This window comes from Pseudoalteromonas sp. KAN5 (assembly GCF_022846535.1).
Taxonomy (GTDB): Bacteria; Pseudomonadota; Gammaproteobacteria; order Enterobacterales; family Alteromonadaceae; genus Pseudoalteromonas; species Pseudoalteromonas haloplanktis.
In genome coordinates this window covers 1,170,898-1,192,172 of the sequence record NZ_AP025589.1, presented here as the reverse complement: position 1 = coordinate 1,192,172, position 21,275 = coordinate 1,170,898, and the positions used below count along the sequence as shown (strand labels likewise).

The 21,275-nt window shown below is 40.5% G+C and carries 19 protein-coding genes and 2 pseudogenes; 11 read left to right on the top strand and 10 right to left on the bottom strand.

Translation table 11 applies throughout. The features are described 5' to 3' along the window. Positions 1–2: 2 nt before the first annotated feature. The 5 genes from KAN5_RS05150 to KAN5_RS05130 form a co-directional block, all read right to left on the bottom strand. Positions 3–1,109 carry a peptidase C39 family protein gene (locus tag KAN5_RS05150; protein ID WP_244390640.1) on the bottom strand — a complete coding sequence of 369 codons (1,107 nt, stop codon included), beginning with the start codon at positions 1,107–1,109 and terminating at the stop codon, positions 3–5. Further along, entirely contained in the window at positions 1,109–2,503 is a 1,395-nt protein-coding gene (locus KAN5_RS05145) for a RimK family protein (RefSeq protein ID WP_016707278.1), read from the bottom strand. The genes KAN5_RS05150 and KAN5_RS05145 overlap by 1 nt, the downstream gene beginning before the upstream one ends. 251 nt (positions 2,504–2,754) lie before the next feature. Next, positions 2,755–3,231 carry a GreA/GreB family elongation factor gene (locus KAN5_RS05140; RefSeq protein WP_244390639.1) on the bottom strand — a complete coding sequence of 159 codons (477 nt, stop codon included), beginning with the start codon at positions 3,229–3,231 and terminating at the stop codon, positions 2,755–2,757. A gap of 193 nt (positions 3,232–3,424) precedes the next feature. Then, on the bottom strand, positions 3,425–4,093 hold the full coding sequence (locus KAN5_RS05135) for a DUF2987 domain-containing protein (RefSeq protein ID WP_016707280.1): 669 nt from the start codon (positions 4,091–4,093) through the stop codon (positions 3,425–3,427). Then, a complete protein-coding gene (locus tag KAN5_RS05130) occupies positions 4,086–4,892 on the bottom strand; it encodes a glucosaminidase domain-containing protein (RefSeq protein ID WP_016707281.1) in 807 nt (268 codons plus the stop codon). The genes KAN5_RS05135 and KAN5_RS05130 overlap by 8 nt, the downstream gene beginning before the upstream one ends. Before the next feature lie 176 nt (positions 4,893–5,068). On the opposite strand from KAN5_RS05130, the gene KAN5_RS05125 reads away from it, so the two are divergent. The 10 genes from KAN5_RS05125 to KAN5_RS05080 all read left to right on the top strand — a co-directional run bounded on the left by KAN5_RS05125 (position 5,069) and on the right by KAN5_RS05080 (position 16,594). Continuing rightward, positions 5,069–6,358, top strand: coding sequence for an anti-phage deoxyguanosine triphosphatase (locus KAN5_RS05125; protein WP_016707282.1), 1,290 nt, complete (start codon positions 5,069–5,071; stop codon positions 6,356–6,358). 90 nt (positions 6,359–6,448) lie between these two features. Next, a complete protein-coding gene (locus tag KAN5_RS05120; protein WP_016707283.1) occupies positions 6,449–7,543 on the top strand; it encodes a DUF481 domain-containing protein in 1,095 nt (364 codons plus the stop codon). Positions 7,544–7,553: 10 nt separating this feature from the next. After that, positions 7,554–8,951: a DcaP family trimeric outer membrane transporter gene (locus KAN5_RS05115; protein ID WP_016707284.1), complete on the top strand. Its 1,398-nt coding sequence runs from the start codon at positions 7,554–7,556 to the stop codon at positions 8,949–8,951. Positions 8,952–9,122: 171 nt separating this feature from the next. After that, complete coding sequence (locus KAN5_RS05110; RefSeq protein WP_138554335.1) at positions 9,123–9,434, top strand: DUF962 domain-containing protein; 312 nt, start codon at positions 9,123–9,125, stop codon at positions 9,432–9,434. A 153-nt stretch (positions 9,435–9,587) separates the two neighbouring features. Continuing rightward, entirely contained in the window at positions 9,588–11,435 is a 1,848-nt protein-coding gene (locus KAN5_RS05105) for an ABC transporter ATP-binding protein (protein WP_138554336.1), read from the top strand. 364 nt (positions 11,436–11,799) lie between these two features. Further along, on the top strand, positions 11,800–12,900 hold the full coding sequence (gene mnmA, locus KAN5_RS05100) for a tRNA 2-thiouridine(34) synthase MnmA (protein WP_138554337.1): 1,101 nt from the start codon (positions 11,800–11,802) through the stop codon (positions 12,898–12,900). Then, the gene (gene hflD / locus KAN5_RS05095; protein ID WP_138554338.1) at positions 12,900–13,502 is read left to right on the top strand and encodes a high frequency lysogenization protein HflD; all 603 of its coding nucleotides are present in this window, start codon (positions 12,900–12,902) and stop codon (positions 13,500–13,502) included. Before mnmA ends, hflD begins: the two co-directional genes overlap by 1 nt. A 32-nt stretch (positions 13,503–13,534) precedes the next feature. Further along, a complete protein-coding gene (purB, locus tag KAN5_RS05090; protein WP_016707290.1) occupies positions 13,535–14,905 on the top strand; it encodes an adenylosuccinate lyase in 1,371 nt (456 codons plus the stop codon). A 72-nt stretch (positions 14,906–14,977) separates the two neighbouring features. Then, the gene (locus tag KAN5_RS05085) at positions 14,978–16,123 is read left to right on the top strand and encodes a cupin domain-containing protein (protein ID WP_016707291.1); all 1,146 of its coding nucleotides are present in this window, start codon (positions 14,978–14,980) and stop codon (positions 16,121–16,123) included. 12 nt (positions 16,124–16,135) lie between these two features. After that, a complete protein-coding gene (locus tag KAN5_RS05080; protein WP_016707292.1) occupies positions 16,136–16,594 on the top strand; it encodes a GNAT family N-acetyltransferase in 459 nt (152 codons plus the stop codon). A 100-nt stretch (positions 16,595–16,694) separates the two neighbouring features. Here KAN5_RS05080 and KAN5_RS05075 read toward each other — a convergent pair whose 3' ends face one another. The 5 genes and pseudogenes from KAN5_RS05075 to KAN5_RS05055 form a co-directional block, all read right to left on the bottom strand. After that, positions 16,695–17,144: a DUF4826 family protein gene (locus KAN5_RS05075; RefSeq protein ID WP_029216026.1), complete on the bottom strand. Its 450-nt coding sequence runs from the start codon at positions 17,142–17,144 to the stop codon at positions 16,695–16,697. A 155-nt stretch (positions 17,145–17,299) separates the two neighbouring features. Further along, a pseudogene (locus tag KAN5_RS05070) lies at positions 17,300–18,090 on the bottom strand (SDR family oxidoreductase). Positions 18,091–18,116: 26 nt separating this feature from the next. After that, on the bottom strand, positions 18,117–18,620 hold the full coding sequence (locus KAN5_RS05065; RefSeq protein WP_244390638.1) for an Mpo1-like protein: 504 nt from the start codon (positions 18,618–18,620) through the stop codon (positions 18,117–18,119). 87 nt (positions 18,621–18,707) lie between these two features. Then, positions 18,708–19,121 (bottom strand): hypothetical protein, encoded by a 414-nt coding sequence (locus KAN5_RS05060; RefSeq protein ID WP_244390637.1) that lies wholly within the window; start codon positions 19,119–19,121, stop codon positions 18,708–18,710. Between the two features lie 87 nt (positions 19,122–19,208). Further along, positions 19,209–19,883, bottom strand: a complete 675-nt coding sequence (locus tag KAN5_RS05055) for a Crp/Fnr family transcriptional regulator (protein ID WP_138554342.1) — start codon at positions 19,881–19,883, stop codon at positions 19,209–19,211. A gap of 50 nt (positions 19,884–19,933) precedes the next feature. Here KAN5_RS05055 and KAN5_RS05050 point away from each other — a divergent pair. Next, a pseudogene (locus KAN5_RS05050) lies at positions 19,934–21,260 on the top strand (amidohydrolase). Positions 21,261–21,275: the final 15 nt, after the last annotated feature.

Sequence of the window (21,275 nt, the reverse complement as noted above, 5' to 3'; positions counted from 1 at the left end):
AATTACTTTATTTTTATAGCCAGTGCGGTACTCAAACGAGAGCTGCCAAAACTCGCCATTTTTACAAAATCACTTTTTGCAATGGGTACATGCTGGCAATCAATCGCTAGTTGTTTATCGTTTTCACAAAACGGATCATGCACATACAAGCAATGTTCATCTAGATGGGTCACACACACCCAATGAGGCGATTTTTTACCATCAAAGCGATATGTACTGATCAACAACACCACAGCCATTTTTTCAGCCAGCCAGCGCTCGATATGTTCCAGTGATAATTCCTGATATTTAACATCGAGTTTATGATTAATGGCTTCAACTACAAATTGATTATGCACAGTATGCAAAATCGCTTTTTTGTTGTCGTTTCTCACGCCATCTACAAATAAAGTATCACGGGTATTAATAACCACTTCAGCCTTAAAGCCACGTTTATTTGCCGCTAGTGCAAGCCCTAATGGATGACAACCACCATGTCCTGAAGTCATGAAAATAGTCGTTGCTTCACGCCATATCGCAAGTTCACTGACCTGGGTGATCACTGCTTTTTTTAGTGATGACATGGCCATCAATAACGCAGCAGGGCCACATGTAAACTCCGTGGTTTGCTGATACCAAGGAGTTTCTCGTGTAAACTCAAGTTCATTGGTGTTACGAATGTTTTTTTGCATTCGTAGCGCATCGCTATGGTCGTCGTAATAATCACTGTATTGCCCGAATACCCGATACCCCAGTTTCTTATACAAGGCAATGGCGGCTAAATTATTTACCGCCACTTCAAGGCGCATAAACACCCTACCGCGCTCTGCAGTAGCACGTTCAAGTGAACTTAGTAACTGCTGTGCAAGACCTTTCCCCTGCGCCTGCGGTGCTACTGCAAGTGAGTATAAACGAGCTAAACGAGTGCCTTTGTGACACCATACTAAACCATAGCCAAGCAATTGATTGTTTGATTCGACAACCTGCAAAATTCCATGCTTAGCCGTTATCCAACGTTTCAAACTGCGGGCACTTAACCGATCTTGACTAAAGCTTTGTTGCTCTATTGCAAGTAATGCCTTTAAATCAGCGTCTGTGGCAACTCGCACTGCCACATCATGAACAGACATTAACCTCGACCTCGAGCTTCAAGACGTTGCTTAAATTCATCCATAATAAGCATGTATAATTCATCACCTAAGTAGGCATCTTCTACTTTATGATCAATACTTGGGTTGTCGTTCACTTCTAGCACATAAGCACGGCCTTGATGCTCTTTAACATCAACACCATATAAACCTTTCCCCACTGTTTTGCAGGCTTTTAAAGCAGCATCAAGCACCGCTTTAGGTAGCTCAAAAGTAGGTAATGTTTCAAAGCCACCTGAGAAGAAGCGTTTTGCGTCGTGGTTATAGATTTGCCAATGGTTACGTGCCATTAAATAACGACATGCATAAATAGCACGGCCATTTAACACCCCTACTCGCCAATCATACTCGGTATACATGTATTCTTGCGCTAATACTAAGGCGCTAAATTCAAACAGCTCATTTAATTTTGCAACCAACTCAGTGCGATCAGCTACTTTATACACCCCTTTAGAGAACGAGCCTTCAGGCATCTTCAGTACTAATGGGTAAGTAAAAGTATTTTCAAGCTGAGTAATGGTGTCGTCATTTTGATCTGCAACCACTAATGTTTTTAAACTCGGCACTTTTTGATAATTAAACGCATCATGTAAATACACTTTATTACAGCAACGCAAAATAGAGTCAGCATCATCGATGACCACTAAACCTAAGCTTTGCGCTTTACTTGCCAGACGATAGGTTGGATGATCTATCGCCGTTGTTTGACGAATAAATAACGCATCAAACTGAGCAATATTATCTATCTCATCAAAACTAAGCGCTTGCGCATGAATACCGTGTTTAGCAGCAGCTTTAATAAATCGGGCAATCGCATCTTTATCACTTGGTGGTACTTTCTCATTGTGATCAACCAAAATCGCCATATCCCAACGGTAACGCTTTTGAGTGCTACTGATCCGCCATTGTGTTTGCGTGAATTCAGTTAGTTTAGCTACAAACTCATGGTGTTGTTCAGCATTAAGAGACGCTAAAGAACCTTGTTTTAGTAGCCCTTGTTGATCTACAAATAAAATCGGTGCTGGGTATTGTTTGAATACCGATTTAGCTGCTTTGTTTTGTAGCTCATTGACAGCCTGACCAAAGTAAACTGCATCAGTCAGCACGCCTATGCTTAGCATTAATGTTTGACCACTGCGTAACGCATTAATGGTTTTCACACTTGGTAAAACTTGATGTTTCCGTGCTTCAGCAAGTAATGAACAATAATAGCCTTTACTCAAGTACTGACTTGAGTCGCATAAATTAATTATGCGTGTTTTTGGCTCATTATGTTTTGGGTAATCTCGTAAGTAGGTATTGAAGGTAATTACGTTTTCGAATGAGTGAGCAAGAGACTGCTCGTTGTTATCAACCACGATCAAGGTTTTAAACACGACTTTTCCTAAAATAAGTCAAAATAAAAATGAATGTAAATAGAAACACCCATACTGCTAAGTAATAATTGTGCGTAGCACGTGTACTTAACAGGATGGGTGCTTTAGATTTAGCTACTGCTTAATCTACAGGTGATTTATAAAGGGTTTTGCAGCCTCTTTCCAACGAATAATTTTTGGCGTTAAGATAAGTAAATTTAATCAATCTCAGTTCAGCGATTAACAGCTTAGCGAATCGACTTGACATAAAGCTAACTGATTGAAATTATTTCCAAAAGCGTTGTGTTATTTGCTACTGTAAAACTAAGCTCATCATTTTGTTGCTTGTTTATGAGTAGTTTCCCTAATGGTGATTGTGGGGTCAGTACATACACTAAGGTGTTTTTTATTTTTATGCTTAAACCGCCTGACAGTGGCCCTATAAAATACCATTTGAGATTTTCATCTTCATCACAAATACACACCAATGACCCGATTGTAACCTGCTTTGAAGTCGGTGTTTTAAATGCTTTTTCAAATTCAATTATGCTTAAGTGACAATCACTCACCCGTTCGGCTTGCCCTTGTGCTAAATACGCCGCTTCAAGCCCTAGTGTATCGTACTTATTTTCAGCAATGTTTTCTTCATGGATAGCAGTATCGTAAGCTGTTTTAGCCGCAGCCTGTGCGGTTGCTAGTTGGGCCTCTAGAGCAAAACGTAAACACTCAATTACATGGTTTTTATTCATAGTTTAATAGATTAATTTCAATCAGTTATACAGGTATCTAAGCCTGCCATCGGCTGCGTTTAACAAGCAAGCCACGCAAACCAAGCACTGAATACCACAGTGCTTGGCCATCTTTTATACCAATCGTGTTAAGTTACTGAGCAACTATAGCTCGCTATAATGGTTAAATATTTAAGTCGATTGGTATTACTTACTATTTAGCAATCCAAGGAGTTACTTTTAATAATGGTGTTGTAATATCAAAAGCAAATTTATCATCTTCCCACTCGTCAGTAACACTGACATGGCAAATTGCATCTTGGCAATTAAAAGCAGGATCAGCAATGGTAACGGGGGAGCTAAATGTTAATACCACCCCTTTTTGTTCAGGTAACAAAAAGCTCATTAGTTTACTGATAAAAAAGCCTGATAAATCAGAAAGCAAGTCATCAAACTCTTGGTCAAGCTGATACAATTGATGTTTATTTAAATTACTGTTGGAAAATTCACGCGCTTCAATCTGTAATTTTAACTGACAATCATGATTTTTATTTTGTGGTTCAATTACAACCACAGCTTTGTTTGTATCAAGCTGTTTATCGTAGGGTAATAATAACTGGGCATGTTCAGTATAATTGAGAGCAAATTCTTCACGCTCAGTAATTATACGTCCACTTTCAATTAAACATTCGTCATTAGTCGCTATGTCAGTTATATAAAAGTTAACTTGAGCAAATTGAAAATCCCCTTTATTAACCACTTTTAAACGGTCATAAAAACCATCATAAGAGACCACAAACTCTTTTGCGTGTAGATTAAAAGTGGCCAGAAGCGCAATTACTGTGGCAATTACATAACTAAAACTAAATACTGGATTATTCATCAAAGTAAGCTCTATTTTGGTTGATCATCTGATTTAATTCTTCAATATACGCTTCACCACGTTCAGAATATGACGTGAGCCCGTAGCTCAATTCAGTGGCTGAAATCGGCTGTTGTTGCTGACGTAAATCGGCGCGAATACTACGTAATTGCTTATAAGCTGCATGCGTATTTATATTTCTAAAATACGAATTAACGGCGGCGCGAACTGATTTAAATGCTGCCACTTCATGCTCAGCCCCATCATTACGGCGGTTTGGCACCATACCGCAGCCTTTGCTATAACACCATTGCCCAAAAAAATTCAAACCAATACGAGCAAACCGCGAGGTTCCCCATGCTGACTCGTTAGCAGCTTGCATCAATGCGAGTTCCTTTGGAATAATATCTACTCGACGCAGAGCTTGCTTTAATGCCAATCGATCAATGGTTTTGGGTAATTTATAGCTGTTTAAAATCGTTTTAACTTGTTTTGTTTGACTAGCACTCAATGGCTCATCGTATTGCAGCATCATAAGCGCAATTTCTAAGGTAGCCCTTTGTTGTAAAATCTTTTTATTTTCAGCTTCAATGTGTGGGCGAATAAAGTCAAAAAATGCATGTTTCTTTTCTTTAACATCAACAAACCCATTAAAATCGGGTAGTTTTACAGAGTGTAGTGGCTTTTCTGGTTTTTTTATCGGGGGTTTAGTTGCAATTGTTTCACTGTCAATTAACGAAGTCGATTTTTCTATGAATGGGTAAATTAATGCCCAAATAAAAAATAGGCTAACAATTAAACGAAATAGGAACTTAAGCATGTATTCTCTCAAAAAAACTAACATATATGCATGGTATATCCACATGCATGTGACCCGCCATTATACCTAACACCGCAAATAAAGGCGAATATCCCCATTTGGGTGATTTATAATCTAAAAAAATCGGCTACAATTAAGTTCATATAAACCTTAAAGAAGTTTTGGATGTTCATTTAATGGAATTCGCTTGGCAAAGTCGTATTATTGATCAAAATAAACACCGCCCTAATGATAACCGTTCACCATGGCAGGTTGATCGTTCCCGCATAATCCATGCAGCTGCATTTCGTCGTTTACAAGCAAAGACGCAAATAATGGGTATAGGGCTTAATGATTTTCATCGTACCCGATTAACCCATTCTTTAGAGGTGTCGCAAATTGGTAGCGGTTTACTTCGTCATTTAGAAAAGCAACACCCTGACTTCACTCATTTCCCCGATCCGAGCTTACTCGAAACATTATGCCTAGCTCATGATATAGGTCATCCTCCCTATGGTCATGGTGGTGAAATCGCGCTTAATTACATGATGCGTGAACACGGCGGTTTTGAAGGTAACGCACAAACGCTAAGAATTGTATCAAAGTTAGAACCCTACAGTGATGGCCACGGTATGAACCTAACGCGACGCACTTTACTCGGGTTTATAAAGTACCCAGCTTTTATTAATGATTTATGGCATACGATTCCTCATCATGATCCACTGCGTGCTTACATAAAGGCGGATGACTGGCGACCTGCAAAAGGCCTATATAAAGATGATCAAGAAACCTTTGATTGGATTATTGCCCCCCTGTCTTCTACTGATAAACAGCGCTTAGGCCAGTTTAATGTGATTGATGAATTTAGATCTAAAACCAATTTCAAGTCCCTTGACGCAGCGATCATGGAACTTGCTGATGATATAGCCTATGCAGTGCATGATCTTGAAGACGCCATTGCAACAGAACAAATTACCTTAAAGGAATGGCAAAATCATGCTTTACCAGCACTTGCTCAAGTAGAGTGTGACTGGCTTGTGCACAGCCAGTTAACCGAGCGGTTATTTTTAGGTAGTGAAGCACATAGAAAAGATGTGATCGGTGAGCTTGTAAACCTCTTTATCACCCAATCATCAATCATTAACACAGAAATAGGGTTTGAAAACCCGATATTGAATCACACTGTCACTTTAGCGCCATGCTACCAACACTTACTCGATACTTTAAAGTCTTTCATTTATCAACGGTTGATCAGAGCCTCTCATATGCAGCAAATTGAATTTAAAGGACAAAAGTTAATCATTGAGTTATTTGAAGCATTTGCTTGTGAGCCTTTACGGCTTTTGCCTGAAACGACTGCGAACATATTTCGCCACGTACAACAACAAAACGGCAATACGCAACGGGTAATTTGTGACTACTTAAGTGGTATGACAGATGAATATGCGTTTAAAACGCATCAACGCTTGTTTTCAAGTAATAATTAAACACTCAGCGTCCCCAAAGCTATACATTTATTTTAGCTTGGACTAGCATTACGTTGATTTATAGAAACTGCAATAATCAAGGATTGTACAATGAAAATATTGCCAGTAGCGCTCGCTATCGCTTCCATGACATCTTTTGGCTGTTTCGCAGCAACTAAAAATCCGGATCCCCATTTGGATGAACAACGCGCCATTGTAAAAGAAAGTGAAAAATATGACTGGGTGAGGCTCACATCGGGCGAGTGGCTCAAAGGTGATATCAAGGCCTACTACGATAAACAACTTGAATTTGAGAGTGATGTACTCGATACCCTCTATATTGATAGAGAGGACATTTTCATGGTTATTTCTGGGCGCAGTCATGCAGTGAGGTTTAATGATGGAACAGTACTTGAAGGCCCACTCAATATTTCCGGTGGTTATGTAGTCGTTGGTATGAGCCGACCCGATCAATACAAGTACAGTGATTTAGTTTCTGTCGCTCCCTCATTTGACGATGCCCTAAGTGCATGGAGTATCAAAGTGGGGATTGGGGCAAATATCAGTAAAGGTAATACTGAACAAACGGAATATTCTGCCTCTGTTGATATCAAACGCAGAACAGCATCAAACCGTTTACTGATCAACGCCCTTGCTGATCGTACAAGTAATGATGATGAAATTACCGAAAACAATATTCGTGCTAGCGGCACATTTGACTGGTTTTATACTAAATCACTGTATTTCAGACCAATCTCCTTTGACTACTTTCGTGACCCGTTTCAAAACATTGATCATAAATACACCATAGGGGCCGGTATCGGTTACTATTTAATTGATACGGATAAGACCGAGTGGGATATTGGTATGGGCCCTGCTTTTCAACATACAGAATTCTCTGATGTAGTTGAAGGCACTGATAAAACAAACTCATCGAGTTCTTTTTATATTGAATCTAATACTGAGTATGAACTAACGTCTGATATAGATTTAACGTTTGATTATAAGTTTACCTTTGCTGAAACCGCAGCAGGCGGTAATGCTCAATCAGCAAAAGCGGGAGCATCATTTGATATTACCGATGACATCGATTTTGATATTTCATTTGTTTGGGATCACTTAAAATCCCCTGTAGCCAATGCTGATGGCACTATTCCTGAAAATGATGACTACAAAATGGTCGTACAATTAGGCATAGAACTTTAAGGACATACAGATGAAGATATTTCATCGCTCAGTTTGTGCAACTGCTGTAGCAACGATTTTAAGCTTACAACCCGTGCTTGCTAATGAAACAGATAAACGCCTCGATAAACTGGAAAAACGTTTAGCTGAACTTGAGCAGCAAGTCGCTCAAAAAGATCGTAAAATTGAAGAGCTAGAACGAGAGACCGTGGTTACTGCACACCTAGCTGATAAAGCGGCAGAAGTGGCCATTTCGTCGGCATTATTCACACGTTTTTTAGAGCGGCCAAGCTATCAATTTGACGCCCCCGACAAGAGTATTCAACTCACTAACTCTGATACCACTTTACAGATTGGCGGACAAATTTGGTTAGATGCAATTTACAACAGTGGCGAAATGACCAATAGAGCGGGTTTTCAACCTTCTTCTATTGCGTATGACGAAGGAGCAACCCACGATAAAACCACCCTCAGTGCTGGACAATCTAACCTAACTATTAATAGCTCCACCCCCACTCAATACGGTGCAATGACCACCCGTTTTGGTGTTGACTTATTTGATTCCCAAGGAAATGCAAAATTTAATCTTACACATTTGTGGGGAGAGCTCGGTAATTGGGGGGCTGGGCAAACGTTTTCTGGTTTTATGGACATAGATGCGTTTCCAAATATCATGGATTATTGGGGCCCAAATTCAGTGGTCTTCGCTCGCCAACCGCAACTGCGCTATAACCTTCATACCAACACAGATGATAAATTCATGTTCACCATTGAAAAGTCAGATGCCGATTTAGCTTTGCCTAATTTTGTCACGGGTAATGACTTTTTATACGTAGAGCAAAATGACTTACCTGATATTACAGCCAGCTACATCAATGGCTTTACAAAAGGCTATATTAAATCATCGATTATTTTGCGCCAACTTGGTTATGAGACCAGTAGCAGCGATGACAAGGTAATTGGCTGGGGTATTAACGTCTCGGGTAAATACGCCATAGACCGCAAAAACACCCTAAAATATCAGCTTACTCATGGCGAAGGCATTGGCCGCTACATCAATGATGCCTGCTGCAGTTATTATGCAGATGGCACTGCGGATGGCGTTGCAACAGGTGGCAGTGATGCGGGAGTCGATATTAATGGCAAACTGCAAGCAATCCCAATCACCGTTGGCTACGCCTATTTAGATCACCAATGGAGTGATAAATACACCAGCTCTATCGGTTTTGGCTACGTTGAGATTGATAACATTGATTCACAGCGAAGTCGCGCGCTTAGCAGTTCATTTTACTCAAACGTTAATTTGATCTGGAACCCAACCCCAATGTCTCGCGTTGGTGTTGAACTACAATACGGTAAAGTTGAAAGTTTTGGTAACGAAGATGCTGATAACGTAAGGCTACAAACATCAATTGGTTTTAAATATTAATAAGGAAGTACCATGATGACAAAATTACAAGCCTGTTTGTAAGTACAATTTACTAAACTATCGATGAACCACCTTTATTCAGTTTATTGAGTTGGATAAATACTCAACGTTCGCCGAAATAAATGCCTCACAGGTATTGTTGACTATTAACAACATAAAAAGATAAGTAATATGAAAAGTACCCCAGAATTTACCAGTTTTAAACGCTTTTACCCTTTCTACTTACAAGAGCATAGAAATGCCACTTGCCGTCGTCTGCATTTTGCTGGTAGTTTTTTAATCCTCCTTGTCATTTTATACGCGTTGTTTAGCCAGCAATTTTCGTTATTGTGGTTATTACCTATTATTGGCTACGGTTTTGCGTGGGTTGGCCATTTTTTCTTTGAAAAAAACCGCCCTGCGACATTCAAACATCCGCTCTATAGCTTGTTGGGAGATTGGGTAATGTTTAAAGACATGTTGGTTGGGAAAATAAAGTGGTAATTCCATGATAGCGAGTCGAAGTTAAAATCGTGGGCTACAAATCAACACGACTACCTCGCCTAATATTAAACACAAACAGTTCGTTATCTAATTCTGTTTTTGTCGCTTTTCAATGATATAGTTAACGTCATTTTAGCTATTCAAGATATTAGAATGTATCGATTATTTGAACGGATGACCAAGCCGTTTCCAGAGCAACAACCGACTCAACCGCCAACAACCTTGTTTGCCTTTTGCCGCCACTATACAAAGGGCATGGAAGTTTCATTATTCTTTATGTCATTAAGTGCGGCGTTATTGGCTATTTTAGAAGTGTCTTTATTTAGTTACATGGGCCAACTTGTTGATTGGCTGAGTATCTATACGCCTGAAACATTATTTGTTGAGCAAAAGTCCGAACTCATAAAAATGGCGGTTGTATTACTTATCGTCTTGCCAACCGTGGTGTTTTTTCATTCTGCGATACTACACCAAGCTTTATTGGGGAATTACCCCATGTCCATTCGTTGGCTTGCACACCGTTACCTACTGCGTCAAAGCGTCAGCTTTTATCAAAACGAATTTGCAGGACGTATTGCTACCAAAGTCATGCAAACCTCGCTTGCAGTTCGTGAAACGGTAATGAAATTACTCGATGTACTTATGTACATCGTTGTCTATTTTGGTGCTATGGTATTTTTAGTTGCAGAAGCAGACTGGCGGTTAATGATCCCACTCTTGGTATGGTTAGCTTTGTATATTTTGATTCAAATGTACTACGTGCCTAAACTTAAAAAAGTAGCCAGTTCACAAGCTGATGCCCGCTCAGAAATGACAGGCCGTATCGTTGATAGCTACACCAATATTTCCACTATTAAATTGTTTTCCTACACACAACGTGAAGAACAGTATGCAAAAGACAGTATGGATGTATTTTTACAACCTGTTTATAAACAAATGCGTTTAGTAACGAGCTTAAATTTTGCCATTCAAACCCTAAATTACTTTTTAGTATTTAGCGTTGCAGCCCTATCATTATATTTATGGACCTTGAGCGCTATTAGTGCGGGAGCAATTGCGATTGCCGTGAGCTTAGCACTGCGTTTAAACGGCATGGCACAGTGGATCATGTGGGAAATTAGCGGATTATTTGAAAATATCGGTACTGTCGCCGATGGTATGAAAACCCTTTCTAATCCAATAGAAGTTGATGACCTGCCAAATGCTGGCACACTGAAAGTCAGCAGCGGTGCAATTGACTTTAGCAACGTGCATTTTAATTATGGCAAAGCAGCAAATGAAACCAACCGCGGTGCAGTGATCAATCACTTAAATCTAAATATAAAAGCCGGTGAAAAAATAGGCTTAGTAGGACGCTCAGGCGCCGGTAAATCAACTCTGGTTAATTTATTATTGCGCTTTTACGATGTGGATAGCGGCAGTATTAATATTGATGGTCAAGACATCTCAAAAGTGAGCCAAGAAAGCTTACGACAGTACATTGCAATGGTTACACAAGACACCTCTTTACTACACCGCTCAGTAAAAGAAAATATCTTATATGGCCGACCTGACGCCAGTGATGAAGAGATGCTACGCGCCGCCAAGCAAGCCAAAGCACTTGAGTTTATTGACGATCTTGAAGACAGCAAAGGCAATAAAGGCTTTGCCGCACAAGTAGGTGAGCGTGGTGTAAAACTCTCCGGCGGGCAACGTCAACGTATCGCCATCGCCCGCGTGCTGCTGAAAAATGCCCCGATACTGATTTTAGATGAAGCAACCAGCGCACTTGACTCCGAAGTCGAAGCAGCCATTCAAGCAAGTCTTGATGACTTAATGACCGGCAAAACCGTGATCGCAATTGCTCACCGCCTATCCACTATCGCACAAATGGATAGGCTTATCGTGCTTGATGACGGCGGGATTGTAGAGCAAGGCAGTCATGATGAACTATTAGCGCAAAATGGTATTTATGCTGCTTTATGGGCACATCAAACCGGCGGTTTTATTGGCGTAGAGTAATTTTACCTAGCCATAACACAAGGTTAAGTTTCAAAATCCAAGCGCTGTTTTTTTGAAACTTAACCTGCCACATGCCATTACAAAAAATTTTGTCGTTTTTAAACCAACCCGTTGGGCGTTTCACAGGTAGTTACTCTCGGCGTTGTTACTTCTTAAAAGGGACCGCCATTGTTGCAAAGTAACGCCTTGATATTAAGCCCCTGTGAAACGCTGAATTCTGCATCTTGAGGTGGTTTGGGTATGCTGCTATAATCGCGGCCTTTCATAGCCTGCGTAATTTGTCAGAGTGTCTTTTCTTGAGCCCTGTAATGCGTATAAACGCTAGTAGTTTAAATGACAGTAACCTGTATAAGCGAAATTATCCATGAGCGAAAATAGTCACATTAAAGTCATCGTTGGCATGTCCGGCGGTGTTGATTCTTCTGTATCAGCTTATTTATTAAAACAACAAGGCTATCACGTTGAAGGCCTGTTTATGAAGAACTGGGAAGAAGACGATAATGATGAATATTGCGCTGCGGCAGATGATTTAAAAGATGCCCAAGCAGTCTGTGACAAGCTAGGGATTGAGCTACATACAGTAAACTTTGCTGCAGAATATTGGGATAACGTGTTTGAATATTTCCTTGCTGAGTATAAAGCGGGCCGTACACCGAACCCTGACATCATGTGTAATAAAGAAATCAAGTTCAAAGCTTTCTTAGAGTTTGCTGCAGGTGCACTTGGCGCTGATTATATTGCAACAGGCCATTATGTACGTCGTGAATTGCGCGATGACAAATACGTAATGTGCCGTGGCCTTGATGATAATAAAGATCAAAGTTACTTCTTATATACATTAAGCCATGAACATATTGCACAAACATTGTTTCCGGTGGGTGATATTGCCAAACCAGAAGTACGGCGCATTGCTGAAGAGCAAGATTTAATTACCCACGATAAAAAAGACAGCACCGGTATTTGCTTTATCGGCGAACGTAAATTTAAAGACTTTTTACAAAAATTCTTACCTGCGCAGCCTGGAACTATCGAAGATACAGACGGCAATAATGTAGGTGAGCACGAAGGTTTGATGTATCACACATTAGGCCAACGTAAAGGTTTACTTATTGGCGGCATGAAAGAAGGCTCAGGCGAACCTTGGTACGTGGTTGATAAAGATATTGAGCGTAATGTATTAGTGGTTGGTCAAGGTAAAGATCACCCTCGCCTTTACAGCAATGGTTTAAATGCCAACCAATTACACTGGGTTGACCGTATTGGACCTAAAGGCACTACGCGCTGCACAGTAAAAACACGTTATCGCCAAGAAGACATCAACTGTACTCTGCTGGTTGGTGATGATGGTGTAGCAAGAGTGTTATTCGATGAACCGCAAAAAGCCGTCACTCCAGGTCAATCAGCAGTATTTTATGCCAATGAAGTGTGTTTGGGCGGTGGTATCATTGATTCGGTGATCAAATAATGACTGAAAACCAAGTTATGGCGCTGGCCGCAATGTGCCAAGCAGCTAAACAAGTACAAAAAATAGCGCAATACGGCAGTAGTAACGATTACGAGTTAGAAAAGCTCTTAAACAGCATAGTAGAAACATCACCAGAAACACCCAGCGATGTTTACCAAGGCACTGAAAACCTAAGAGAAGGCTATAAAATATTAGTTAATCAACTCAGTACTGGTGAAAATAAAGATGTAGAAATCGTCAAATACGTTGGCGGTTTAATGCAACTTGAACGCGCTTTAAGCGCCAAAGCAAGCAGCTTAACAGAACTTGGCAAAGGTATTGAAGATGTTAAGCGACGCCTTAATCACTTTGCCATCACCGATGACACCGTGATCGCTGCCCTTGCCGATATTTATTCAAAGGTGCTTAGCCCCCTTGGGCACCGAATTCAGGTTTATGGCAAACCTGATTTATTAAAACAGCAATTAGTACAACACAAAATACGTGCGTTATTATTAGCAGGTATTCGCAGTGCAGTATTATGGCGACAAATGGGCGGTAAGCGCCGTCATTTTTTCTTTGCAAAAAGAAAAATTATCGCCATTGCTAAAAACCATATTTAATTATCGTTCAAAACTAAAATTTAGGAGTTATTATGGAGCTTTCAGCGTTAACAGCTATCTCTCCGGTGGATGGTCGCTACGGCAGCAAAACCACTGAACTACGCAGTATTTTCAGCGAATTTGGCTTGATTAAATACCGTGTAACAGTCGAAGTTCGTTGGTTACAAGCCCTTGCATCAGCGGATGCTATCCAAGAAGTACCGGCATTTAGCGACGAAGCCAATGCTTTACTTAACGCGATTGTTGATAACTTCAGCGAAGCCGATGCGCAACGTGTAAAAGATATCGAACGTACCACAAACCACGATGTAAAAGCGGTTGAGTACTTACTAAAAGAAAAAGTAGCAGATAACGCCGAGCTACATGCAATCAATGAATTTATTCACTTTGCTTGTACATCAGAAGACATCAATAACTTGTCTCACGGTTTGATGCTAACCGAAGCTCGTAACGAAGTATTACTGCCTTACTGTGATCAATTACTTAATGCTATTAAAGAAAAAGCCATTGAGTACAAAGCTGTTCCAATGATGACCCGAACTCACGGTCAACCAGCAACACCTTCGACGATGGGTAAAGAATTTGCCAACGTGTATATGCGCTTAAAGCGTCAACGTGACCAAATTGCCCAAGTTGAAATGCTCGGTAAAATTAATGGCGCGGTAGGTAACTACAACGCTCACCTAAGCGCTTACCCTGATTACGATTGGCACAACCATGCTGAGCAATTTGTAACGAGCCTAGGCTTAACATTCAACCCGTTTACAACACAAATTGAACCGCATGACTACATTGCTGAATTATTCGATGCCATTGCCCGTTTTAACACGATTTTATTAGACTTCGATCGTGATGCATGGGGCTACATTGCGCTTAACCACTTTAAGCAAAAAACCATTGCTGGTGAAATTGGTTCATCAACTATGCCACACAAAGTTAACCCGATTGATTTTGAAAACTCAGAAGGTAACTTAGGTCTAGCAAATGCTATTTTTGGCCATTTAGCACAAAAGCTACCTGTCTCTCGCTGGCAGCGTGACCTTACTGACTCAACGGTACTTCGTAACTTAGGTGTTGGTATGGGCTATGCGTTAATTGCATACCAATCAACGCTTAAAGGCGTGAGTAAGTTAGAAGTTAACGAAGAGCGTTTACTTGAAGAACTTGACCAAAACTGGGAATTGCTCGCAGAGCCAATCCAAACAGTTATGCGTAAATATGGCATCGAAAAACCATATGAAAAGCTTAAAGATTTAACTCGCGGTAAACGTGTTAACCAAGAAATTATGGCTGATTTCATCGATGGTTTAGAATTACCAGAAGAAGCTAAAGTTGAAATGAAAAAACTTACGCCAGCTAATTACATTGGCCGTGCTGTCGAGTTCATCGACAACTTAGCATAAAGGCTTTTAGCTAAAACGTTTATAAAGCGAAAGGCCCTTGCCTTTCGCTTTTTTATTTTTAATAGGCGCAGCATGTATCAACTAACTATAAATGGCTTAACTGAGCAACAATTTCTAACCCAATATTGGCAAAAACAACCGCTCTTGATCAAACAAGGTTTTGTAGAATTTGCAGATCCACTTGATGCTAATGAGCTTGCTGGCCTTGCTATGGAAGAGAGTATTGAATCACGAATAATCACAAACCAGAACAACGATTGGCAAGCACACCATGGTCCATTTGAAAATTTTGAATTACTAACAGAGCAAAATTCGACCCTATTGGTACAAGCCGTTGACCACTGGCATCCTGCAGCTGCACAGCTTCTTGAGCCATTTAGATTTATTCCGAATTGGCGTATTGACGATTTAATGATCAGCTTTTCAACGCCAGGCGGCGGTGTAGGCCCACATTTAGATCAATACGATGTATTTATCATTCAAGGTGAAGGTAAGCGCCATTGGCGGGTTGGAATGCCTGATGCGAGTTTAAAACAATTTGCACAAAATAAAAGCTTATTACAAGTTGAACAATTTCCTGCTGTTATCGATTGTATCCTAGAACCTGGCGACATTTTATATATTCCGCCTGGCTGTCCACATGAAGGTTACGCTGTAGAAAATGCGCTGAATTACTCTATCGGTTTTCGCGCCCCAAATCAGCGTGATTTACTGTCAAACTTTGCCGATCATATCATTGATAAAGAAGCTGGAAATAAACGTTATCAAGATCCAGCAATCACATTACGTGAGTCTAAAGGTGAGATCCAATCAACAGAGGCCGATAACGTAAAGCAATTAATGCAGGCTATCTTAGAGGACGACATCTTATTTAAATCTTGGTTAGGAACTACATTGAGTCAACCTAAGCATGAGATGGATCTAATGCCACCAGAAGATTTATTTAGTAGTGAGCAAGTGAGCGAGCTAATAGCGGATGATGAGATTATTTTTGAGCGTTTAGGTGGTACTCGAGCGCTATATCAAGTTTTTGAAAACGAAATACTTCTAAGTATTAATGGCGAAAATTATACCCTCCCTGAGAGTGATTTAAGCGCGGTTAAATTACTCACAGATCACACCACAGTGACAGCAGAGCAACTTAATAGTTCAAAAAATAGTTTATTATTTGTACAAACCTTTACTACACTTCTTAATGAGGGGATTTGGTTTTGCTAGGAGTGGGTATTTATGGGCTATCATATCAGCAAAGTAGAATGGGAGTTAGGTAAGGAATTACTGCAACAGATCAGAGAACGGGTTTTTGTATATGAACTACATATTCCCAAGCATGTTGAGTTTGATAACCTTGATCGGTGCGCTCATCATATTTTAGTCACCGATGATAGCCAAAGCCCTATTGCAACCGGCCGGTTATGTAACGATGGGCTAATTGGGCGAATTGCGGTGCTACCCGAGCATCGCAACCGTTCTGTATATCGCTCACTACTCACCTATATTGTCGAGCTTGCACAACAGCAAGGCTGTGATTGCGTCAGTATTAATTGCATTTTAAACGAAGTAGAGCGATTTAAACGCAATGGTTTTGAGCAACAAGGTCATGTGTTTATGGAAGCAGGAATTCCGCGGCTGCGTATGCAATGCCCGATAAATAGATTTAATACAAAACCGTTCACGCTGGTTCATTAAATAAATATAAAAAAGCGAACTTATTAAGCTTGAAGAGCCAGATAATACGTTCGCTTTTGTACTTATTAACTTAAGTTGAGCTAGTATAGCTGAGCTAATGTTATTTAGGTTCGTTTAGCCACAACTCTTCTTTTTCGTACATCTCATAAAGACCGTGTGCACGATTAATTAAAAGATTAGCAAAATCAACTTGAGTTTTATCACGCGCGCCGCCGCTGTGAATGATTTGATCCGCTTTTAACTGCCATTGCAAAGAAAAATAACGCAATGCTTCACGGGCGTTTTCTGCCACTGACGCTAGCGCATGATCTGTTGGCAGACGACCTGTTATAACCCAGTAGCTTTTTCCGTCTTGGCCTTTAAACTTCCAAAGTGCACACAGTGGGGCAATAAACCGGCTTTCTTTTTCTATTAAGCTCTTTGGCATTACGCCTTTTTCTGCTAAATGTTTTTGCGCGTTTTGAAAGCATTCTCGCTGCCACATTACACTCTGCTGATGAGCCAATGCTTGCTCTTCAGCTGTTAGCGGCTTGGCTTGCTTTGATTCCACTTGTTCTTTATCCATTACAATAGTTACTCTTTTACAACATTTTTTACACTTTAAGGGCATATAATTGATGGTGCAAGTAATAAAAGACAAAACGGTGTGGTTACCCGCGTGTTTGTTTGCTATTCAACCAATATGCACAACTGACCAAATTTATATTACCGATAGCTGGTTCTTGCCGTTAAACGGTTAAATAAACCCGGGAAAAAACGTTTTATAGTAGGCGCCCAACCACTGATCCCCTCACCTATTACAACTTCATCTTTTCTGTTCGCAATGGCGTGTATCATCTGTTTAACGGCAACCGTAACGTCCATGCCATTTTCAATAGAGGGTTCCGCTTTATTTTGCGCCACACCATGCTCATTTAACGAATTATGTGCGATAGCCGTTTTAATTGAACCAGGGCATACTGTTAAACAATGAATGTTTTTATTTGACACCTCTGCGCGCAGGCAATCCATAAAACCCACTACCGCATATTTAGAGCCTGAATAACCCGTTCTAAACTGAGAACCTACTTTCCCCGCTACACTGCTGATTGATACAACCGCCCCCCGCCTTGTGCCACCATTGAAGGTAACACTGCTTTGGTAAGTGCCACTAAACCAAAGTAGTTCACTTCCATTAACTGGCGATACACTGAGAAATCATTTTCCAAAAATAAGCTACGCTGCGACACACCGCCGTTATTGATCAGAATATCAACCTTACCAATGTCGTTGATGTGCTGAGTGACGTATTCAAGTACCTGCTCTGGTTGTGCTAAATCAAGAGGGATAACTTGATGCTGGCTACCGTTTAACTCACTGCATAACTGTTCAAGCTTAGCAACATTCCGTGCTGACAAAATAACCCGCGCCCCCAGCTGTGCAAATTGAATTGCCAACTCTTTACCAATGCCTGAAGATGCACCGGTGATCCACACTGTTTTATTATTAAAATTCATTATTTACCTTTATTGATATTGGGTGTTTAAGGTTTAGTTGGTCCGGCAATTTCAGTCACTTCATGTTCGAGTTTTTTATACAGACCCAACATAAAAAGTAGTTCGGCAAGGACAAACAAAGGACCAATAACAAGGCCCACTATATCATCAACAAAGGCTGGCTTTTTTCCTTCATAATAATGACCGATAAACTGTAATACCCAACCAAGTACAAAAAGTCCAACACTTATCAGCAACCAATGACTAAAAGCAAGCTGCGCTATGGGGGCTGCAGCAATCGACAATAATACTAATAACACGGCCATCATTAACCCCAATGACACACTGAGCATTAAGTAATAAACCACAGACGCGAACACCACAAGCTGTGCACCATTTATCACAAACTCTCCAAGTGGAATATGAATACGTGCAAGTAAACAAATGACCGCAAATACAATCAAAGGTATACCAAAAAAGTGCGTTAAAACATTTCGTTTTGAGCGGTGATATAAGCCATACTTACCAAGTTGTTGTTGTAACGTTTTCATCGCATATCCTAGTTTTATCATGTAATAAAATTACTTTAGCAAATAACTATAAAGTAACAATGTCTGCTAGCCGACATTTGAATAAAACTATACTAATGCACTGATAATCTTGCCTTTGTCGTGTTCTGGTGCTTTGGGTTGCAGTTCTCGCCCTTTTTGATACTCTTGCTCAAGCATTTTTTGCATATTTGCCATTTGTTCAGATAATGCTGTTGTATCACCGTCATGATCTTGTATTTTTTTCGCCAGCTCTTCTATCGCCGCCTTAAGTTCAGCTATCTTTTCTTTATCGACACCTAATCGTTGATAAATAAGCGCTTCTTTTGCCTGTTCAAGAAAGTTTTTTTCATAGCGTGGGTTTTTAAGAGAAGTTGTTGTATCAACTTGGCTAGTATTTGCCAGATCCGGCAATTCAGTTGCCGCCTTAGGAGGTATCACTGTTTGTGTTTGATCAGGCGCACGATATGGCTCTGTACGATACTGATTATTAAAGGTAAGCATGCTCATTGCCTCAATTCCATTGAAAAGATGGGTCACTCCCCATGCTAAGCAATTATGAAGCCAGTTAGCTAAAAACGGATAAGAAATTTACTGTGCCAATGCCGCCAACTTTTCTTTATCTATAATTTCTACCCGTTGATAATGTAAAGATACAATGTTTTTTTCGCTCAGCAGTTGCAGAATTTGATTAATTGTTTGCCGAGTTAAGTAGGTCATATCTGCAAGTTGTTGTTGTGATAACATGATTGTTGCAGTATTTCGAGCAAGTGAAGTCGCTGTCATTATCAACAATCGCTTACACACTTTTTGCTGTGCAGTTAATAAAGCGTGATCTTCTAATGAAGTGAACAATAAGCGCATTTTTTGTGATAATAATACCCCAAAGTCATGCCAATATATCGGCTTAGCGGCCAATAGTTGTATCAGTGCACAATAGGGGATAAACAGTAATCGGCTCGGTATTTGTGCATGTACATCATGAGTGCGCAGGCCGCCATCGAATAATGCTACTTCGCCAAACCAAGTCGAAGCGTCAATAAAAGTCAAAACCGCCTCTTTTCCTTCGCTATTTGCACCACTGACTCGTATTACCCCATTAAGTACAGCGTATAAACCTGAGTTTTCATCACCACGCAAAAATAACGCCTCACCAGCGTCGAGTTTAATTACTTTTGCATGTTGCAATAACGACTGCTGAAATTCGTCAGCGCGGCTACTAAACCAGTTTCCTTGGTTAATTATCGCACGGTCCTGTTCATTCATATCGCTTTACTCTACAGTAGTTTAATACTCTAATAATAAAAGGGATTGCTATGTTAAACAAAATTATTTACAGCAGTTTATTACTAAACGGCATATTGATAAGCACGTTATCTTCCCCTAGCTTTGCAGCAGCTTATGATCAGCAGCTCAACAATAATCTAAAAAAAGCCAATCACAGTGTCAGTGAAAAAGTGATCACGTGGCGACGTCATCTGCACCAATACCCTGAGCTGAGTAATCGCGAATTTGAAACTGCTAAATACATTACTAAACATTTAAAAGCAATGGGCCTCGAAGTTCAAACTGGGGTAGCTCATACTGGTGTGGTGGCTAAACTCAAAGGCGGTAAAAAAGGGTCCTTTAGTGGCGCTGCGTGCCGATATGGACGCCCTCCCAGTTACTGAGCAAGTTGACTTACCATTTGCATCAACCCAGACCTCAACCTACCGTGGCAATGAAGTCGGTGTTATGCATGCCTGTGGTCACGATAATCATGTTGCTATTTTGATGGCTGTGGCAGAGTCTTTAGCTAAAGTTCAAGATGACTTAGCGGGTGATGTCCTGTTCGTATTCCAACCAGCTGAAGAAGGTGCACCAGACGGCGAGGAAGGCGGTGCTGAACTGATGCTCAAAGAAGGTTTATTCAAAGAAAAACCCGTAGCGGTATTTGGTTTACATGTAACCAGCTCATTAAATACAGGCCAAATTGGCTTTCGTGAAGGCCCACTTATGGCCAGTGAAGATTCTTTTACTATTAATGTTCAAGGTCGCCAAACCCATGGTTCACGACCTTGGAATGGGGTTGATCCAATCGTCGCAGCTTCGCAAATTATTATGGCCACACAAACCATTTCATCTCGTCAAGTTGATGTTACCAAAGCGCCCTCTGTTATCTCCTTTGGGGCTATTAATGGCGGCGTCCGCTCAAATATCATTCCTGATAGTGTTGAGTTAATTGGCACTATTCGCACCTTTGACCAAACAATGCGTGCAGATATTAAAACACGATTAGCGAAAACCGCCGAACTAGTAGCAGAATCTGCCGGCGCTAAAGCCGATGTACATATCGATCATGGCTATCCGGTTACTGTGAATGATGTAAAACTCACCCAAAAAATGACGCCAACACTCGCTAAAGTGGCTGGGGCTGAGAATATCATTACCACTGATTTGATCACCGGTGCTGAAGACTTCAGCTATTACGCATTAGAAACTCCGGGCTTGTTTTTTTTCTTAGGTGTTACACCCCAAGGCCAAGATGCCAAAATGGCGGCAAGTAATCACTCGCCACAGTTTTTCGCCGACGAGAAAGCATTGCAGCTGGGGGTTGATTCAATGACTCAATTGGTTGTGGATTTTTTTGCTAATGAAAAATAATTCTTAATAAAATAT